Annotated in this window: 12 protein-coding genes; 7 read left to right on the top strand and 5 right to left on the bottom strand. The window is 62.8% G+C overall.

Translation table 11 applies throughout. The features are described 5' to 3' along the window. The first annotated feature begins 1 nt into the window (after window position 1). The 4 genes from HYE77_RS07745 to HYE77_RS07760 are packed head-to-tail and all read left to right on the top strand — an operon-like array spanning window position 2 to window position 3297. A complete protein-coding gene (locus HYE77_RS07745) occupies window positions 2-1300 on the top strand; it encodes a phosphatase PAP2/dual specificity phosphatase family protein (protein ID WP_087694581.1) in 1299 nt (432 codons plus the stop codon). Continuing rightward, window positions 1290-1733, top strand: a complete 444-nt coding sequence (locus HYE77_RS07750) for a hypothetical protein (RefSeq protein ID WP_003213520.1) — start codon at window positions 1290-1292, stop codon at window positions 1731-1733. The genes HYE77_RS07745 and HYE77_RS07750 overlap by 11 nt, the downstream gene beginning before the upstream one ends. A gap of 9 nt (window positions 1734-1742) precedes the next feature. Next, complete coding sequence (locus HYE77_RS07755; RefSeq protein WP_003213522.1) at window positions 1743-2363, top strand: 1-acyl-sn-glycerol-3-phosphate acyltransferase; 621 nt, start codon at window positions 1743-1745, stop codon at window positions 2361-2363. A 1-nt stretch (window position 2364) separates the two neighbouring features. After that, complete coding sequence (locus tag HYE77_RS07760) at window positions 2365-3297, top strand: phosphatidate cytidylyltransferase (protein ID WP_063033761.1); 933 nt, start codon at window positions 2365-2367, stop codon at window positions 3295-3297. Between the two features lie 254 nt (window positions 3298-3551). Here the strand turns inward: HYE77_RS07760 and HYE77_RS07765 are convergent, their stop codons facing one another. Continuing rightward, window positions 3552-4025: an Lrp/AsnC family transcriptional regulator gene (locus tag HYE77_RS07765; RefSeq protein WP_032899927.1), complete on the bottom strand. Its 474-nt coding sequence runs from the start codon at window positions 4023-4025 to the stop codon at window positions 3552-3554. A 145-nt stretch (window positions 4026-4170) separates the two neighbouring features. On the opposite strand from HYE77_RS07765, the gene HYE77_RS07770 reads away from it, so the two are divergent. From HYE77_RS07770 to pbpC, 3 genes are all read left to right on the top strand, one after another. Next, the gene (locus tag HYE77_RS07770) at window positions 4171-4800 is read left to right on the top strand and encodes a LysE family translocator (RefSeq protein ID WP_177009026.1); all 630 of its coding nucleotides are present in this window, start codon (window positions 4171-4173) and stop codon (window positions 4798-4800) included. Between the two features lie 79 nt (window positions 4801-4879). Next, complete coding sequence (locus HYE77_RS07775; RefSeq protein WP_177068631.1) at window positions 4880-10723, top strand: alpha-2-macroglobulin; 5844 nt, start codon at window positions 4880-4882, stop codon at window positions 10721-10723. Next, window positions 10704-13001 carry a penicillin-binding protein 1C gene (pbpC, locus tag HYE77_RS07780; RefSeq protein ID WP_177068632.1) on the top strand — a complete coding sequence of 766 codons (2298 nt, stop codon included), beginning with the start codon at window positions 10704-10706 and terminating at the stop codon, window positions 12999-13001. Before HYE77_RS07775 ends, pbpC begins: the two co-directional genes overlap by 20 nt. Here the strand turns inward: pbpC and HYE77_RS07785 are convergent, their stop codons facing one another. The 4 genes from HYE77_RS07785 to HYE77_RS07800 all read right to left on the bottom strand — a co-directional run bounded on the left by HYE77_RS07785 (window position 13002) and on the right by HYE77_RS07800 (window position 17518). Then, entirely contained in the window at window positions 13002-14168 is a 1167-nt protein-coding gene (locus HYE77_RS07785) for a hypothetical protein (RefSeq protein ID WP_177068633.1), read from the bottom strand. Then, window positions 14165-14746 carry a LemA family protein gene (locus HYE77_RS07790; protein WP_003213535.1) on the bottom strand — a complete coding sequence of 194 codons (582 nt, stop codon included), beginning with the start codon at window positions 14744-14746 and terminating at the stop codon, window positions 14165-14167. The genes HYE77_RS07785 and HYE77_RS07790 overlap by 4 nt, the downstream gene beginning before the upstream one ends. A 161-nt stretch (window positions 14747-14907) precedes the next feature. Continuing rightward, window positions 14908-16740, bottom strand: coding sequence for a glutamine--fructose-6-phosphate transaminase (isomerizing) (gene glmS, locus HYE77_RS07795; RefSeq protein WP_008439539.1), 1833 nt, complete (start codon window positions 16738-16740; stop codon window positions 14908-14910). 10 nt (window positions 16741-16750) lie between these two features. Continuing rightward, window positions 16751-17518 (bottom strand): DeoR/GlpR family DNA-binding transcription regulator, encoded by a 768-nt coding sequence (locus HYE77_RS07800; protein WP_003213539.1) that lies wholly within the window; start codon window positions 17516-17518, stop codon window positions 16751-16753. Window positions 17519-17556 lie beyond the last annotated feature (38 nt).

Consider the following 17556-nt stretch of genomic DNA (forward strand, 5'->3'; position numbering starts at 1 on the left):
CATGCGTGAACCGGGCCTGTTGAAACCGGCGGTGCTGTGGCTGCTGCTGTTGGCGCCGCTGTTTTTCAGCACCTACGGCTTTGCCACGTGGGTCACCAGCCAGCGCAGCGACGTGGGCACGATGGTGTTCGGCTGGGAAACCCATATCCCGTTCTGGGCCTGGACCATCGTGCCCTACTGGTCGATCGACCTGCTCTACGGTTTCTCCCTGCTACTGCCAAGCACCCGCCATGAACTGAAACAACATGCCTTGCGCCTGCTGACGGCCCAAGTGATTGCCGTCACCTGCTTCCTGATCTGGCCCTTGCGCTTCACCTTTGAAAGGCCGGCGCTGGACGGCGTGTTTGGCTGGCTGTTTGCGGTACTCGCCGGGTTCGACAAGCCGTTCAACCAGGCGCCGTCGTTGCACATCGCGCTGCTGGTGGTGCTGTGGATAATGTATCAGCGGCATAGCCAGGGCCTGTGGCGCTGGCTGGTGCATGGCTGGTTCGCGTTGATCGGCCTTTCGGTGCTGACCACTTATCAACATCACTTTATTGACTTACCCACAGGCGCCCTCGCCGGCTGGATGTGCGTGTGGCTGTGGCCGCTGGAACATCCGAGCCCGCTGCTGAATGCCCAGCTGACCAGGGACCGCCAGCGTTGGCGCCTGGGGCTGCGCTATGGCTTCGGGTCGCTGGTGTGTTTGATCCTGGCGTTTTCCCTTGGCGGCGGCTGGTTGTGGCTGCTTTGGCCGGCGGTATCCCTCGGCTTGATGAAGGCGAATTACCTGGTACTGGGCGTTTCGGGATTTCAGAAACGCGCCGACGGACGACTCACTCCGGCGGCGCGCTGGTTGTTGGCGCCTTATCTGGTGGCTGCCTGGATCAATTCCCGCCTGTGGACACGTAGACATCCACAGCCCGATCAGGTTGTGGATAACGTTTGGCTGGGGCGAATTCCCACCAGCGGTGAGCTGGGATCATTCAAGGCGGTGGTCGATCTGTGCGCCGAATTGCCGATTAATCCACAGGGTCGCGCCTACTACAGCCTGCCAGTGCTCGATCTCACGGCGCCCACTGCAGCGCAATGCGTGGAAGCCGCCCAAGCGATAGAGCGGCTACGCTCAACCGGACCCTTGCTGGTGTGCTGCGCCCTCGGTTACTCACGCAGCGCCACCGCCGTGGCTGCATGGCTGCTGCATACCGGGCGCGCAGGCAATGTCGACGAGGCGGTGGCTATTATTCGTACAGCACGCCCACGTGTGGTCCTGCATTCCGCGCACCGTGAAGCCCTGGAGGGTTTAGCCCATGCCCGCTGATATGGAATTACAGGTCGTCGCCAGCCTGCTGCGGCGGGGCCGTTCCCTGGATCAGTTATCCACAGGCCTGACCTTGCTCGGCGTACTGTTCGGCCTCGCTCAACTGCTGATGGCCAGCATCACGCCGGTCTGCCTGATCCTCAGCCTGTGGATGATTGTGCTCGGGCTGCTGGAAAAATATTGGGCGCTGCGGGTGGCCTTCGACGCCGACCTGTTCGCCCTGCTCGCCCGCGACACCGACCGCACGCCCGACTTCGACCAGGCCATGCAAACCCTTGGCCTGCAATCCGCCAAACGCGCAGGCCGCCCCTGGACCGAGCGCCGTCGCGGCGCCCTGAAACTGTTGCGCAAGCAAGCCTACCTGCTGGCGGCGCAAGTGCTGCTGACCGTGGCCGTCATCCTGGCCAGCCCCTGGCTGCCCTTCGCCGGATAAGGAATCCTCATGTTCGAACCTGTGGTCGCCACCCTGATTACCTCCATGGCCCGCACCGTCACCGGCGCCCGCAGCCTGTGGCTTGGCTGCGCGCCGGTGCCGGTGCAACGCATCTACTACGCCAACCACAGCAGCCACGGCGATTTCGTGCTGCTGTGGGCCTCGTTGCCGCAGAACCTGCGTAAATTCACCCGCCCGGTGGCCGGCAGCGACTACTGGAACACCAGCGCCCTGCGCCGCTACATCATCAACCGGGTGTTCAACGGCGTGCTGATCGACCGCGAGCGCAAGGACCCTGTGGATAACCCTCTGGCGCCGATGCTTCAGGCCCTGGAAAACGGCGACTCGCTGATCATCTTTCCCGAGGGCACGCGCAACCTGGAAGACGGCCTGTTGCCGTTCAAAAGCGGGCTGTATCACCTGGCCAAGAGTTATCCACAAGCCGAATTGATCCCGGTGTGGATCGCCAACCTCAACCGGGTCATGCCCAAGGGCCGTGTGCTGCCGCTGCCCTTGCTGTGCACCACCAGCTTCGGCGCACCGCTGCAACTGGAGGACGGCGAAGACAAGGCGCTGTTCCTCGCCCGCACCCGCGACGCCTTGCTCGCCCTTGCCCCGGAGCATTCCTGAGATGGATAGCCAAACCCTGATGTTGTTCGGCGGGATCGGCGCGATCCTCGTGCTCGCCTCGCTGATCGGCCTGATCCTCAAACTGCGCACCCGTGGCACACCCAACGCGGTGATCGACAACCTCAACGCCCGCATCAATGCGTGGTGGGTGATGGTGGTGGTGATCGGCGTGGCGTTCTGGCTCGGCACCGGCGCGGTGATCCTGCTGTTTTACGCCGTGTCGTTCTATGCCCTGCGGGAATTCCTCACGCTGACACCCACCCGGCGCAGCGATTACCCGGCGCTGGTGGCGGCCTTCTACTTGGCGCTGCCGCTGCAATACCTGCTGATCTACTTCGACTGGTACGGGCTGTTCTCGATCTTTATCCCGGTGTACGTGTTCCTGCTGCTGCCGATCCTCGCGTCACTGGGCGGCGACAGCACGCACTTCCTGGAGCGGGCGTCGAAGGTGCAATGGGGGCTGATGATCGCGGTGTTCTGTGTGTCCTTCGTGCCGGCGCTGCTGACCCTGGATATCGTCGGCTACGAAGGCCGCAACCTGCTGCTGATTGCCTACCTGGTGATCGTGGTGCAACTGTCGGACGTGCTGCAGTACGTGTGCGGGAAGCTGTTCGGCAAACACAAGATCGCGCCCAACTTGTCGCCGTCTAAAACCGTGGAAGGGTTTGTCGGCGGGATTCTGCTGTCATCCCTGATCGGCGCGGCGCTGTGGTGGACCACGCCGTTCAATCCCTGGCAGTCGTTCCTGATTGCGCTGTTGATCAACCTGCTGGGGTTTGCTGGCGGGATCGTGATGTCAGCGATCAAGCGCGACCGCGGCGTGAAGGATTGGGGGCACATGATCGAAGGGCACGGCGGGATGCTGGATCGGCTGGATTCAGTGTGTTTTGCCGCGCCGATCTTCTTTCATCTCGTGCGCTACTGGTGGACCTGACGACCACCTCCCTCCCCAAATCCACACAACCCCAGTGGCGAGGGAGCTTGCTCCCGCTGGAGTGCGCAGCGCTCCCAAGATTTTGGGGCCGCTACGCAGCCCAGCGGGAGCAAGCTCCCTCGCCACAACAAGCGTCCTTATCTGATCGTTCCCACGCTCTGCGTGGGAATGCATCCGGTGACGCTCCGCGTCACGACTTTAAAGCGGACGCGGAGCGTCCAGGGCGGCATTCCCACGCGGAGCGTGGGAACGATCTAGCCGGGAAGGTGACTCAGCGGCAACGCCCCGGGCGTCTTCACCGTCTGAATCGCGAAGTTACTGCGGATATCACTCACCCCCGGCAACTTCAACAAGCTCCCGGTCAGGAACCGTTCGTACCCGCGCAAGTCCGGCACCACCACTTGCAGCAGGAAATCCGACTCCCCCGACACCAGAAACGCCGAAATCACCTGGGGCAGCGCCGTCACCGCCAACCGAAACGCCTCCGCCTGCTCGTCGTTATGCCGCTCCACTTTCACCCCGACAAACACCGTCAGCCCCAACCCGACTTCATCCCGGTCCAGGCTTGCCTGGTAACCACGAATCACCCCGGCCTCTTCCAGCAGCCGCACACGCCGCAAGCAGGGCGAGGCCGAGAGGCCAATCTCGTCCGCCAGTTGTACGTTGCTCAGCCGGCCATCCCGTTGCAGGGCTTCAAGAATCTTGCGGTCAAATGCATCCAGCTTCAGATTTGGCATAAGTGAAATGTTTCGCCCGAAAAAAGTGGCAGATTGTGCCAAGACTAGACGCTTTTCCATCTGACTACGCAAGCACCTGCCCCGGCCTTCGCCCCTAAAATTGCCCTACGAATCACCTACCGCAAGGGGCAGGCACATGGCAGAACTCTGGTTGTTTTTAGTCGCGTTGGCAGTGGTGTACCTGCTGCCCGGCCCGGACATGATCCTGCTGCTGCAAACCGGCGCCCGCCAGGGCAAGGCGATGGCACTGGCAACCGCAGGCGGCTTGGGCCTGGCGCGAGCCTGCCACGTGGCGCTGGCGGGGATGGGCCTGGCGACCCTGTTCAAGGTCGCACCCTGGACCTTCGATGTGGTGCGCCTGGGCGGTGCGGCGTATCTGCTGTGGATCGGCGTGCAGTGCCTGCGCTCAAACCTGCTGCCCAACCTGAACGCCGAGCACAGCACGGCACCGGCGCATGCCTGGCGCGAAGCCTTCCAGCGGGGTTTGCTGACCAACCTGCTCAACCCCAAGGCGCTGCTGTTCTGCTCCGTGCTGCTGCCGCAATTCATTGATCCACATGGCGCATCGGTGACTGCGCAGTTTGCGCTGTTGGGGGCGATTCTGGTGGCGGTCGGCCTGGGATTCGACAGTTGCTATGGATTGGCCGGCGCAAGAATCGGCCGCTGGCTGGAACGCAGCCCGTCCGCCCAGCGCCTTCAGCAATGGCTGTTTGGCAGTCTTTTGATCGGTTTTGCGATACGCCTCACCTTCGTACAGCAAGCCTGAGCTTTGCGGCGCATTTGCCGTCATCTTTTGTATCAAAGAGACGTGTAAGATACGCGACACATTGCCAGGGATGCTCACCATGTTTGATTCGTTAAAAGCGACCAGCCGCCGTTTTTTCGGGGCCTTGATCTCAGTGGTGAGTGTTCTGTTCAGCGCCGTTCGATGGCTGGCGCGCAGCCTGTTCGGCCAGTGGCAGCCGCCGCGCTGGCTGCAAGCCACAGGCAACGGCCTGGTCAACGTCGGCCACAAGGCCCGGGCTTATCCGCGCCAGGCTGCGGGCGGCGCGCTGGCCCTGGTACTCGTGCTGGCCGCGGGCTTTTACGGCTGGCACTGGTATTCCCACCTGCCACAGCCCCACACCGTGGGTTATTCGCTGCACAAGCCCAACCTGACGGATTACACCCAGCCGCAACCGGTTGTGGATAACTTGCAGGTACGCTTCGCCGAATCCGTGGCCCCGCTGGCGGCCATCGGCAAGCCGGTCACCGAAGGCATCACCCTCAAGCCTGCCATCGCCGGCGCCTGGCGCTGGGCGGATGACCGCAGCCTGGTGTTCACCCCGGAAAAAGACTGGCCCGTCGACGCCCACTACACTATCGACCTGGCCAAGAGGAACCTGTTGGCCGACGGCGTACTGCTCAGCCAATACACCAGCCAATTCTCCACCCAGCCGTTCCGCGCCACCTTGACGCAAAACGAGCTGTACCAGGACCCGAGCAACCCGACGCAGAAACAGCTGGTAGCGACCTTCCACTTTTCCCACCCGGTAGACGAAGACAGCGTACGCAAACGTGCCTCGGTCACCCTCGGCAAAGGCTTGGCCTACCGCGATGCGCAACTGCCCAATCGCCCGGAAATCACCTTCGACGAACACAAGCTCAACGCCTTTGTGCGCTCTGCCGCCCTGGCCACCCCACTGGAAAGCACCCCGGTCAGCGCCAAGCTCGATGAAGGCCTCAAGGCCCGTGATGGCGGCAATCCCAGCTCGGCGCCGCTGGTGGCCGAAGTCACCGTGCCCGGCCGCTATCGCCTGACCTTTACCGGCGCCGAAGTCAGCTTTGTCGACAACGAGCGCGGCGAACCCGAGCCGGTGTTGATGTTCAGCAGTTCCAGCGCCGTGGCCGACGAGACCATCGCCAACAAGGTGCAGGCCTGGATGCTGCCGGAAAAAGCCGAGGACGATACCCGCCCCTGGAACCTGCAAGACATCGACGACAAACTGCTGGCCAGCAGCACCAAGGTCAAGCTGACCCACGTGCCGAGCGTCGAACCGCTGAATACCCTGCACGCCTTCAAGTTCAAGGCCCCGCCGGGCCGCGCCCTGTATGTGCGGGTGCCGGCCAACCTGGAAGCCATCGGCGGCTACTTGGCGAAAAATCCGACAGCCTCTCTCGTGAGCATGCCGGCTTATCCACGCACGCTGCAGTTCCTGTCCGACGGCGCCCTGCTCAGCCTCACCGGCGAAAAACGCCTGGGCTTCATGGCCCGTGGCGTACCCGGCGCCCATGTGGAAATCGCGCGCCTGCTGCCCAACCAGTTGCAACACCTGGTGGACCAGAGCAGCGGCAGCTTTGCCCGACCGAATTTTGCCAATGACTACTTCGACCGGATGGTGGAGCGTCAGAGCCTGGACATTCCGCTGTCGGCTGGCGACCCGTCGAAAACCGTCTACGACAATGTCGACCTGAACAGCTACCTGACGGCCAACGGCGGCCGCCGGGGGATTTTTGTGCTCAAGCTGAGCCCGCAGGACGACCCGGCTGATCGCACCTTCGACTACTCGCGCAACACCACCAGCGACCTGCGTTTCATCGTGGTCACCGACTTGGGCATCATCGCCAAGCGCTCCAGCGATGGCAGCCACGATGTGTACGTGCAGTCCATCGGCAACGGCTCGCCGGTGTCCGACGCCCAGGTCGATATCATCGGCCGCAACGGTTTGCCGGTCGCCAGCGGCCATACCGACGGCGAAGGTCACGCGCACTTCGCCAAGCTGGATGAACTGCGCCGTGAGAAAACGCCGTTGATGTATGTGGTCAGTCGCGGCAATGACCAATCCTTCCTGCCGATTGCCCGTCAGTCGCAACAGCTGGATTTGTCGCGCTTTGATGTAGGCGGCCTGGAAGAGGACGGTGCGATCAATCGCCTCAGCGCCTACCTGTTTACCGATCGCGGCCTGTACCGGCCCGGCGAGACCGCGCACCTGGGCATGATCGTGCGCAGCGGCGACTGGAAAGGCGCCCTGCAAGGCCTGCCGGTTGAGTTGCAGATCACCGACCCCCGTGGCCTTGAGGTGATTCGCCAGCCGTTGAAACTGTCGGCCAGCGGTTTTGAAACCTTCGATTTCCCAAGCAGCGAAGTAGCGCCATCCGGCGATTACACCGCGACCCTGCAACTGATCGGTGAGAAGCAGCGTCGTACCGACCTGGGCAGCGTCAGCTTCAAGGTCCGCGACTTTGAACCGGACCGGATGAAAGTCAGCCTGAGCCTGCACGATACACCGGTGCTGGGCTGGATCCCGCCGGATCAGGTGGTGGCCAAGGTCACCGCGATGCACTTGTTCGGCGCTCCGGCGGCGGGTCGTCGCGTCACGGCGAAAATGTCTCTGAGCCCGACGCTCGCGGCCTTTGATCGCTACCCGGATTACCGCTTCCGCCTGAATGACTCGCTGGAAGAAGCCAGCTCCGAAGACCTGGCCGAAACCACCGTCGACGACAATGGCCAGGCGGTGCTGGACCTGAACCTGCAACGCTTCGCCAACAGCACCTATCGCCTGCAAGTGATGACCCAGGTGTACGAAGCCGAAGGCGGTCGCAACGTCGCCGCACAAAGCGCATTGCTAGTGTCGGCGGCGCCGTACCTGGTGGGTGTGAAGAGCAAGGATTCGCTGTCTTTCGTCGCCAAGGACGCCCCGCGTGAAGTGCAATGGCTGGCCGTGGCGCCAGACCTTACGCCAGTCGCAGTCGACGGCCTGACCAGTGAAGTGGTCGAGCACCGCTACGTCTCGGTGCTGGTGAAGCAATCCAACGGCACCTACAAATACGAGTCGCGCATCAAGAACATCAGCCAGCCTGCCTCGCCGCTGGTGATGACCAAGGACGGCGCCAAGCAAACCCTGAACACCGGCACCCCGGGCGATTTCACCCTGCAACTCAAGGACGCCAACGGCAACCTGCTGAACCAGATCGACTACAGCGTCGCCGGCCGGGGCAACACCTCGCGCTCCCTGGAGCGCAACGCCGAACTGCAACTGCGCCTGGATAAACGCAGCTACGCCACCGGTGATGAGATCGCCATCAGCATTCGCGCGCCGTACACCGGCGCCGGGTTGATCACCATCGAGCGGGACAAGGTCTACACCCAGCAGTGGTTCAAGGCCGACAGCACCAACAGCGTGCAACACATCCGCGTTCCTGCGGGGCTTGAGGGCAATGCCTACGTCAACGTGCAGTTCGTACGGGACATTGGTTCGTCCGAGGTCTACATGAGCCCGCTGTCCTACGGCGTAGTGCCGTTCAGTATCAACCTCGACGCGCGGCGCATGGCGCTGAAAGTCGAAGGCCCGGCGAAGATCGAGCCGGGGCAGACCCTGGATATCAAGGTCAACGCCGACCGCCCTGGCCGCGCAGTGGTCTACGCGGTGGACGAAGGCATCCTGCAAGTGGCGCGCTACCAGACGCCGGACCCGTTGGGCTTCTTCTTCCAGAAGCGTGCACTGGAGGTCGGCACCAGTCAGATCCTTGACCTGATCCTGCCGGAATTCAGCCGCCTGCTCAGTGGGGCAGCGCCGGGTGGCGATACGGAAGGCGCCCTGGCCAACCACCTCAACCCGTTCAAGCGTAAACATCAGCCGCCTGTGGCCTGGTGGTCTGGCCTGGTGGACTTGCCGGCCGGTGAAACCGTGCTGCACTACCAGGTTCCGGACAGCTTCAATGGCAAGCTGCACCTGTTTGCGGTGGCCGTGGACAGCGACAGCGTGGGCGTCAGCGAGGCCAACACCGAAGTGCGCGGGCCGCTGGTGATCACGCCGAACGTGCCGGCCTTTGTCGCACCGGGGGATGTGTTCAGCGTCAGCGCCGGGGTGTTCAGCAACCTGGACGCGGCGGCGGACGTGAAGTTTGAAGTGCAGACCAGCGATGGCCTGCAGGTGCAAGGCGACAAGGCCAGCACCCTGGCCCTGCAACCGCGCAAGGAGGGTGTCGCCGAGTTCAAGATCAAGGTAGGCGAAACCCTCGGCTCGGCAGACTTGCGCTTCGTCGCGGTGCTGCCGGATGGCAAGCGTATCCAGGTGGCGGAAACCACGTCGATCCGACCCTTGAGCGAGCATCGGGTGGCCCTGAGCCTGGGCCGTTTCGACAGCGCCAGCAAAGAGCTGAAACCGACCCGCGAGCTGTTCAGCCAGTTGCGCGATGTGCAGTTGGGCGTCGCCGCTTCGCCGCTGGTATGGGCCAACGGCCTCAAGCATTACCTGGATGACTATGGCTACGCCTGCACCGAGCAATTGGTGTCCAAGGCCATGCCGGCGTTGATCTGGGGTGGTAACGCGCCGGAGGCCGAGCAGGCCTTCAGCGGTGCGGTGCGCATGCTGCGTCAACGGCAGAACCAGGCCGGCGGTTTCGGCTTGTGGGCGGCCAACCCGGATGTGGCGCCGTATGCCAGCCTGTACGCCACCGACTTCCTGATCGAAGCCAGGGAGCGCGGGCTGCCGGTGCCGGAAGACCTGCTGCAACGTTCCAACGCGTACCTCACCGACCTGGCCAACGGCCCGAGCGAAGGCCTGTCGGAATTGCGCAACCGCGCCTACGCCAGTTACCTCCTGAGCCGTCAGGGGATTCTGGTGAGCGGCGCCTTAAGCGATATCCGCGAGCGCTACGAAAGCTACTTCAAGGACACCTGGCAGAACGACATTGGCGCGGCGTACCTGGCCGCCAGCTACAAGCTGCTCAAGCAGGATCGTCAGGCCGATACCTTGTTCCGCAAGGTGCCGTGGCTTTCCCTGTCGGATAAATGGAACAGCGACGGCCTGTATTACGACCCGCTGGTGCACGACGCCGAGCACCTGCATTTGCTCGCGCGGCACTTCCCGGAAATGCTCGACGATGTGCCGACAAGCCTGCTGGATAAACTCGGCAAGCGTCTCAACGAGCAACGCTACAACTCGCTGTCGGCGGCACTGTTGCTGCGGGCCCTGGACAATTACGGCCAGCGCGCCCAAAGCGACATGACCCTCAAGGCCACCGCATGGCTCAGCGACAAGCAGCAACAGTTGTTGCAGATGGCCGGCCAGCCGCCACGTGCGGCGGTGCCTGCCGGTACGCAAAAACTGCAGATGGAAAAATCCGACGGCCCGGCGGCGTTCTACATGCTGAGCGAAGCGGGCTATGACAAGGGCGCCAACCTCAAGCCGATCAACAGCGGCCTGGAAATCATCCACGAATACCTCGACCTCAAGGGCAATCCAGTCAGCAAGGTCGCGGTAGGTGATGAGTTCCTGGTGCGCCTGCGCTTGCGGGCTACTGACCGTGATCAGGTGCAACAAGTGGCCGTGGTCGACTTGCTGCCAGGCGGTGTCGAGCCTGTGTATAACCTGCCGCCGGAGCCGGAAGCGGCCAGCAGCGAGGAAAGCGAAGGCGACGATTCGGAGTACGTTGAAACCAGCGAAGACACCGAAGAAGCCGACGCCTGGCAGGCGCCGATTGGCGAGACCGACTTGAGCAACTGGCAGCCGGACTACGTCGACGTGCGTGATGACCGAGTGGTGTTGTACGGCACCGCGCTGCGGGATGTAGGCACCTTCGTGTACCGCGTGCGCGCCACCAACGCCGGTACCTTCAATACGCCACCGGCCTACGCCGAGGGCATGTACGAAACCACCCTGCAAGGACGCGGCAAAGTAGGCCAGCTTGAAATTACCAAGCCTTAAAAGCCTCACGCCGCTGCTGGCAGCGGCGGTGATTCTGGCGGGGCTGCGCTTGTGGCCCCATGCACCGCTGGAACAGGCGGCCAGTTCATCACGGGTGGTTTTGGCCGATGACGGTTCGCTGCTGCGCATGACCCTGGCGGCTGACGGGCAATATCGCCTGTGGCTTCCCCTGGAACGGATTTCTCCGTCACTGGTGGAGGCGTTGCTGCTCAAGGAAGACCGCAATTTCTACTGGCACCCGGGAATCAATCCCCCGGCGTTATTGCGAGCGGCCATGGCCACCTATAGCGGCGGCCAGCGCCAAGGCGGCTCGACCTTGAGCATGCAGTTGGCCAGGCGCCTGTGGGATCTCAATACCCGCCAGGTACCCGGCAAGCTGCAGCAGATGGCCCTGGCACTGTGGCTGGAGGCGCGTTACAGCAAGCACGACATCCTTGAGGCCTACCTCAACCTGGCGCCCATGGGCGGCAATATCGAAGGTGCCGAAGCGGCCAGCCGGATCTATTTTGGCAAGTCAGCGGCGCAGTTGTCCTTGTCTGAAGCCCTCGCGCTGGCCGTGATTCCCCAGCAACCGGGTCGTCGGGCGCGCTTTGGGCCTTCCCTGCAAACCGCCCGGCAACGGCTGATGGCCGACTGGCGGGAAACTTATCCACAGGACCCGCGTAACGACAGTTTGCTGGACCTGCCGCTGGAAGCCCGCAACCGCCAGCAGATCCCGTTTCTCGCGCCGCACCTGAGCGAACAGTTGCTGGCCTCGCAAACCGGCAATGAGTTGAACAGCACCCTCAACCTGGCGCTGCAACAATTGCTGGAACGGCTGATCACCGGCTTCATCGCCGAGCGCCGCAGCAGCGGTGTGGAAAACGCCACGGCGATCCTGATCGACAGCCGCGACCAGAGCGTAAAAGCCCTGGTGGGCTCGGCAGACTACTTATCCACAAGCATCCACGGCCAGGTCAACGGCGTGTTGTCGCGGCGCTCGCCGGGCTCCACCCTCAAGCCATTCCTGTATGGGCTGGCGCTGGACCAAGGGGTGATCCACCCCATGAGCATCCTCAAGGACATGCCGAGTAACTTCGGCTACTTCCAGCCGGAAAATTTCGACGGTAGTTTTGTCGGTCCGGTGACAGCCCGCGACGCGCTGATTCGCAGCCGCAATATTCCGGCGGTGTGGCTGGCCAGCCAAACCCGCTCTCCGTCACTCTACGGATTGCTGCAAAGGGCCGGGATCAAGGGCCTGCGCGGCGAAAGCCATTACGGCTTGGCGCTGGCCTTGGGCGGCGGCGAGATGACGCCCGAGGAGCTGGCGCGGCTGTATGTGATGCTGGCTGGTGACGGGCATTTGCGGCCGCTGCGCTATTTGCAGGAACAGCCGCAAACCACTGGCGCCCAGCTACTCACGCCGCAGGCCGCGTTTATGGTGCGCGACATGCTGCGGCGCAACCCGCGCCCGGACGGGCTGCCGGGGCGCCACTGGCGTACGGCCTGGAAGACCGGCACGTCCTGGGGTTTTCATGATGCATGGAGCGCCGGCCTCGTAGGCCCGTACGTGCTGGTGGTGTGGGTGGGCAACTTCGATGGGCGTCCGAATCCTGAGTTTATCGGTGCGAAAACTGCGGCACCGCTGTTCTTCCGTATCGCCGACGCCCTGCCGCTGGCCTTGCCCAATGTGGTGATCAAACCCGACAAGCCGCCCGCCGGGCTGATCCGCATCGACGTCTGCGCGGCCTCTGGTGACTTGCCCAACCGTTGGTGCCCACGTACCCGCAAGACCTGGTACATCCCCGGCGTGTCACCGATTCGGGTGTCCAACCTGCACCGCCCGGTGCTGATCGACACCCGCACCGGCAAGGCCGCGTGCCCGCCGTTCGACCCGCAGTACACCCGTGAAGAAGTCTTCGAGTTCTGGCCAAGCGATGTGCAGCGGCTGTTCCGCGCCGCCGGGCTGCCCCGGCGTACGCCGCCCAATGTGCAGAAAAGCTGCCAACCCAACCGTGTCGGCGATCAAAGCGAAGCGCCGCAGATTCGCTCGCCGCTGACCCAGGTCAGCTACCACCTGCGCCTGTCCCAGCCCCAGGAAAGCATCCCGCTGAACGCCAATGCGGCCAGTGATGCACTGACGCTGTATTGGTTCGCCGACCAGACCCTGATCGGCCAGGGCCCGCCGCAAACCACGCTGAACTGGCGGCCGGGTAAGTCGGGGGAGTACCGGTTGCGGGTGACTGACGATCAGGGCCGCAGCGCCAGCCGAGGCTTGAAGGTTGAGTTTGTACCCTGATCAGGCGTCCTCCTCGCCTAAACCGGCAGTGCCGGCATCTTTTGCGAAATGCTTGTACGCCACCCCCAGCTTGCGTTGCTCAAAGATCGAAAACACCAGGGTGCCCAGCAGAATCATCATCCACACCAGGAACACCTTCATGGTGTCCACCTGGGCCACCACCAGCAGCAAGGTCACTACGCCGCCAATCACCATGCCCAGGCCCATCCAGGCGCCCAGCACGCGGCCTACCGCCAGGCGCATGCCCGTGGGCAGCAAGAGCCGCAGCGCGAGCAACACCACAAACATCGTCAGCAAAAAGCCAAACGCGGCCATGAAAGGAATCACGAAGCCGTTGTCACGGTACAACCAGGCCAGAAACCGATAGGCGGGATTCAGCGCTGCCATTTGCTGGTAGGTGGCGGGACCCGGCAGATGCAGTTGGGCAAAATGTTCCGGCGTCATGGCCATGATGCCGACGCCGATCAAACCCACCACCACCGCGTAGAAACCACCGGCGCGCCACAGCGGCGCCAGCACACGGCGGTTTTCCACCTCCTTGGTCTCGGCCAGGCCGAAGACCGCGTCAGGTTGCCGGCCCTGGGCAATCACCGTCTTGCCCGCACGCTCGCAGGCGTCGCCAATCAGCATCACCTGCATATCCTGGGTGAGGAGCAGTTCGCCCTGGCGGCGGGAGCTGCTGATCCATTCATGGTCGTCAGGGCGCTTCTTGCCGAACAGGTCGATACCCTCGGCAATCACTGTCACTTCACCGGTGGCGTCCTGCAGGCGGAAGTCATTGCAGCGAGCCTCGGCCGAGACCTGGCTCCAGCTCCAATCGCCATCCTTGTCTTTGGTGCCTTCTTCGATGACCCACACGTAACCCGCGCAAGGCTTGCCGTGGACCGGGGAGATCAGGGGCGTGTCGACGATCACCTTGCCGTTCACTTCCACCAGCCCCATGGCCAATGAGCGTATCTGGCTGGTGGCCAGGCGCTGTTCGGTGCGATAGAAATTGGGGCCGAAGCTGGCCAGCAGCCCGATCAGGATGCACACAGGAAAAAACAGCGCCACGAGGATCGTCGGGGCGTAGACCATCAGGCCAATAAAGCCGGCGAGAAAGACCAGTGCCACCAGGGTTTTCCACGCTGGTTTTTTTGTGACACCCCCTGCCTGGGTGGTTTTCATGCCCCCGGCACCTCAAGCTTCACGCCGTCGTAGCGGGTTTCTTCGGCGCTGATGGCCAGCAGCGGAATGCGCTGATAGCCGAGCATCTTGGCGAAGAACAGATCAGGAAAAATCGCGATGGCGATGTTGTAGAGGTTGACCGACTCATTGAAGAACTCGCGACGGTCGGCGATGCGTTCCTCCACTGCCGAGATCGCCTGCTGCAACTCGACCATGTTGGGGCCGGAGATCAGCGTCGGATAATTCTCGGCCACTGCAATCACCGACTTGAGCGCCGTATTGAGCTGGTTGGAGGCATCGACTTTATCGGTGAGGCTGCTGGCGTTGAGGTACGCGGTGCGGGCGTCGCTGAGGCGGGTAAACAGCGCGTTCTCATGGTTCATGGCGGTTTGCACCACGCGCATCAGGTCGGGAATCTGGTCTGCCCGCTGCTTGAGCAGCACGTCGATGTTGGCGAAGGCTTTATCCACATCGTTGCGGCGCATCACCAGGCCGTTGTAGACCCCCACCAGCCAGCCGACCAGGCCGACGACAATGATCAGCACGACGATACCGGCGATCAGCAGTTCGATGTTCATGGCGGCGGCATTCCCTGGCTAGTTATCCACAGGGCGCATTCTAGGGGTAAAGCAGGGGAATACTCCCGGAATTAGTCCACAGAAACGGCAAGACCCGATATCCGGTAGCCTGAAAAAGCAAAACCCCCGAAGAACGGGGGTTTTGGTGGTTCGGGTGCGGCTTATTCCACCGTCACCGACTTCGCCAGGTTACGCGGCTGGTCAACGTCGGTGCCCTTCAGCACAGCCACGTAATACGACAGCAGCTGCAGCGGGATGGTGTAGAGGATCGGCGACAGGGTGTCGTGGATGTGCGGCATGTTGATGACGTGAGTGCCTTCGCCATTGGTCATGCCGGCCTTCTCGTCCGCGAACACGATCAATTGGCCGCCACGGGCGCGCACTTCCTGCAGGTTGGACTTGAGCTTCTCCAGCAGTTCGTTGTTCGGCGCGACGGTAACGACTGGCATGTCGTCATCCACCAGGGCCAGCGGACCGTGCTTGAGCTCACCGGCCGGGTAGGCTTCGGCGTGGATATAGGAGATTTCCTTGAGTTTGAGCGAACCTTCCATTGCCACCGGGTATTGCGCACCACGGCCGAGGAACAGGGTGTGGTGTTTGTCGGCGAACAGCTCAGCGACTTTCTCCACAGTGCTGTCCATGGCCAGGGCTTCACCCAGGCGGGCCGGCAGGCGGCGCAGTTCTTCGACCAGGTGTGCCTCAACGCCTTCGCCCAGCGTGCCGCGAACCTGGCCCAGGGACAGGGTCAGCAACAACAGGCCGACCAACTGGGTGGTGAAGGCCTTGGTGGATGCCACGCCGATTTCACGACCGGCCTGGGTCAGCAGGGTCAGGTCGGACTCGCGCACCAGCGAGCTGATGCCGACGTTGCAGATCGCCAGGCTGCCGAGGAAGCCCAGTTCCTTGGCGTTGCGCAGGGCGGCCAGGGTGTCGGCGGTTTCGCCGGACTGGGAGATGGTCACGAACAGAGTGTCGGGCTGCACCACCACCTTGCGGTAGCGGAATTCGCTGGCGACTTCGACCTGGCACGGGATGCCGGCCAGTTCTTCCAGCCAGTAACGGGCGACCATACCGGCGTGGTAGCTGGTGCCGCAGGCGACGATTTGCACGTTGCGCACTTTGGCGAACAGCTCAGCAGCTTGCGGGCCGAAGGCTTGCACCAATACCTGGTTCTGGCTCAGGCGACCTTCCAGGGTGCGTTGCACCACGGCCGGTTGCTCGTGGATTTCCTTGAGCATGAAGTGGCGGAACTCGCCCTTGTCGGCGGCTTCGGCGCCGTCGCGGTACTGCACGGCTTCACGTTCCACGGACTGGCCGTTGACGTCCCAGATGGACACGCTTTCACGGCGGATCTCGGCGATGTCGCCTTCTTCCAAGTACATGAAGCGGTCGGTCACCTGGCGCAGGGCCAGTTGGTCGGAGGCGAGGAAGTTCTCGCCCAGGCCCAGGCCGATCACCAACGGGCTGCCACTGCGGGCGGCGACCAGGCGGTCGGGCTGGCTGGCGCTGATCACGGCCAGGCCATAGGCGCCGTGCAGTTCCTTGACGGTGGCCTTGAGAGCGTTGGTCAGGTCGCCGATGTCCTTGAGCTTGTGGTTCAGCAGGTGGGCGATGACTTCGGTGTCGGTGTCCGAGGTGAAGACATAACCCTGGCCTTTGAGCTGTTCACGCAGCACTTCGTGGTTTTCGATGATGCCGTTGTGCACAACCGCCAGGTCACCGGAGAAGTGCGGGTGAGCATTGCGTTCGCACGGCGCGCCGTGGGTGGCCCAACGGGTGTGGGCGATACCCAGGCGGCCTACCAGCGGCTCACCGGCCAACGCTTGTTCGAGTTCGCTGACCTTGCCCGGGCGACGCATGCGCTCAAGCTTGCCGGCGTTGGTAAAGAGCGCCACACCGGCGCTGTCGTAGCCACGGTATTCCAGGCGTTTGAGGCCTTCGAGCAAAATGGCAGTGACGTTTCGTTCAGCGACTGCGCCAACAATTCCACACATGGTTTCTCTCCTAGATGACTGCCGCGCAAATCAGCGTGATGCCGCGGGCTTGAATCTGGTCGCGGGCCTCAAGTGGCAGGCGATCATCGGTAATAAGGGTATGGACGCTGCTCCAGGGCAGTTCCAGGTTGGGGATCTTGCGGCCAATCTTGTCGGACTCGACCATCACCACCACTTCGCGGGCGACTTCGGCCATGACGCGGCTCAGCCCCAGTAATTCGTTGAAGGTGGTGGTGCCGCGCTCCAGGTCGATGCCATCGGCACCAATAAAGAGCTGGTCGAAATCGTAGGAACGCAGTACCTGTTCGGCGACCTGACCCTGGAACGAGTCCGAATGCGGGTCCCAGGTGCCGCCGGTCATCAACAATACCGGCTCGTGTTCCAGGTCGCTCAAGGCGCTGGCAACGTGCAGGGAGTTGGTCATCACCACCAGGCCGGGCTGGTGGCCCAATTCGGGGATCATGGCGGCGGTGGTGCTGCCGCTGTCGATGATGATGCGCGCGTGTTCCCGCAAACGCCGGACGGCCGCACGGGCGATGGCGCGCTTGTAGGCCGAAATGGGCTGTGCCGGATCACCGACCAGTTCCTGAGGCATGGTGATGGCGCCACCGTAGCGACGCAGCAACAGACCGTTACTTTCGAGGGCCGCCAGGTCCTTGCGGATGGTGACTTCCGAGGTTTCGAAACGCTTGGCCAATTCGTCCACGCTGACTTCACCTTGCTCGGTGAGCATGGCAAGGATGTTGTGGCGACGTTGGGGTGTATTTCGTTTCGACATGGTGATGATAAGTTTCGTTTCGAAAGATAACGAAGGCA

Source organism: Pseudomonas sp. IPO3774, assembly GCF_013386835.1.
Lineage (GTDB): Bacteria > Pseudomonadota > Gammaproteobacteria > Pseudomonadales > Pseudomonadaceae > Aquipseudomonas.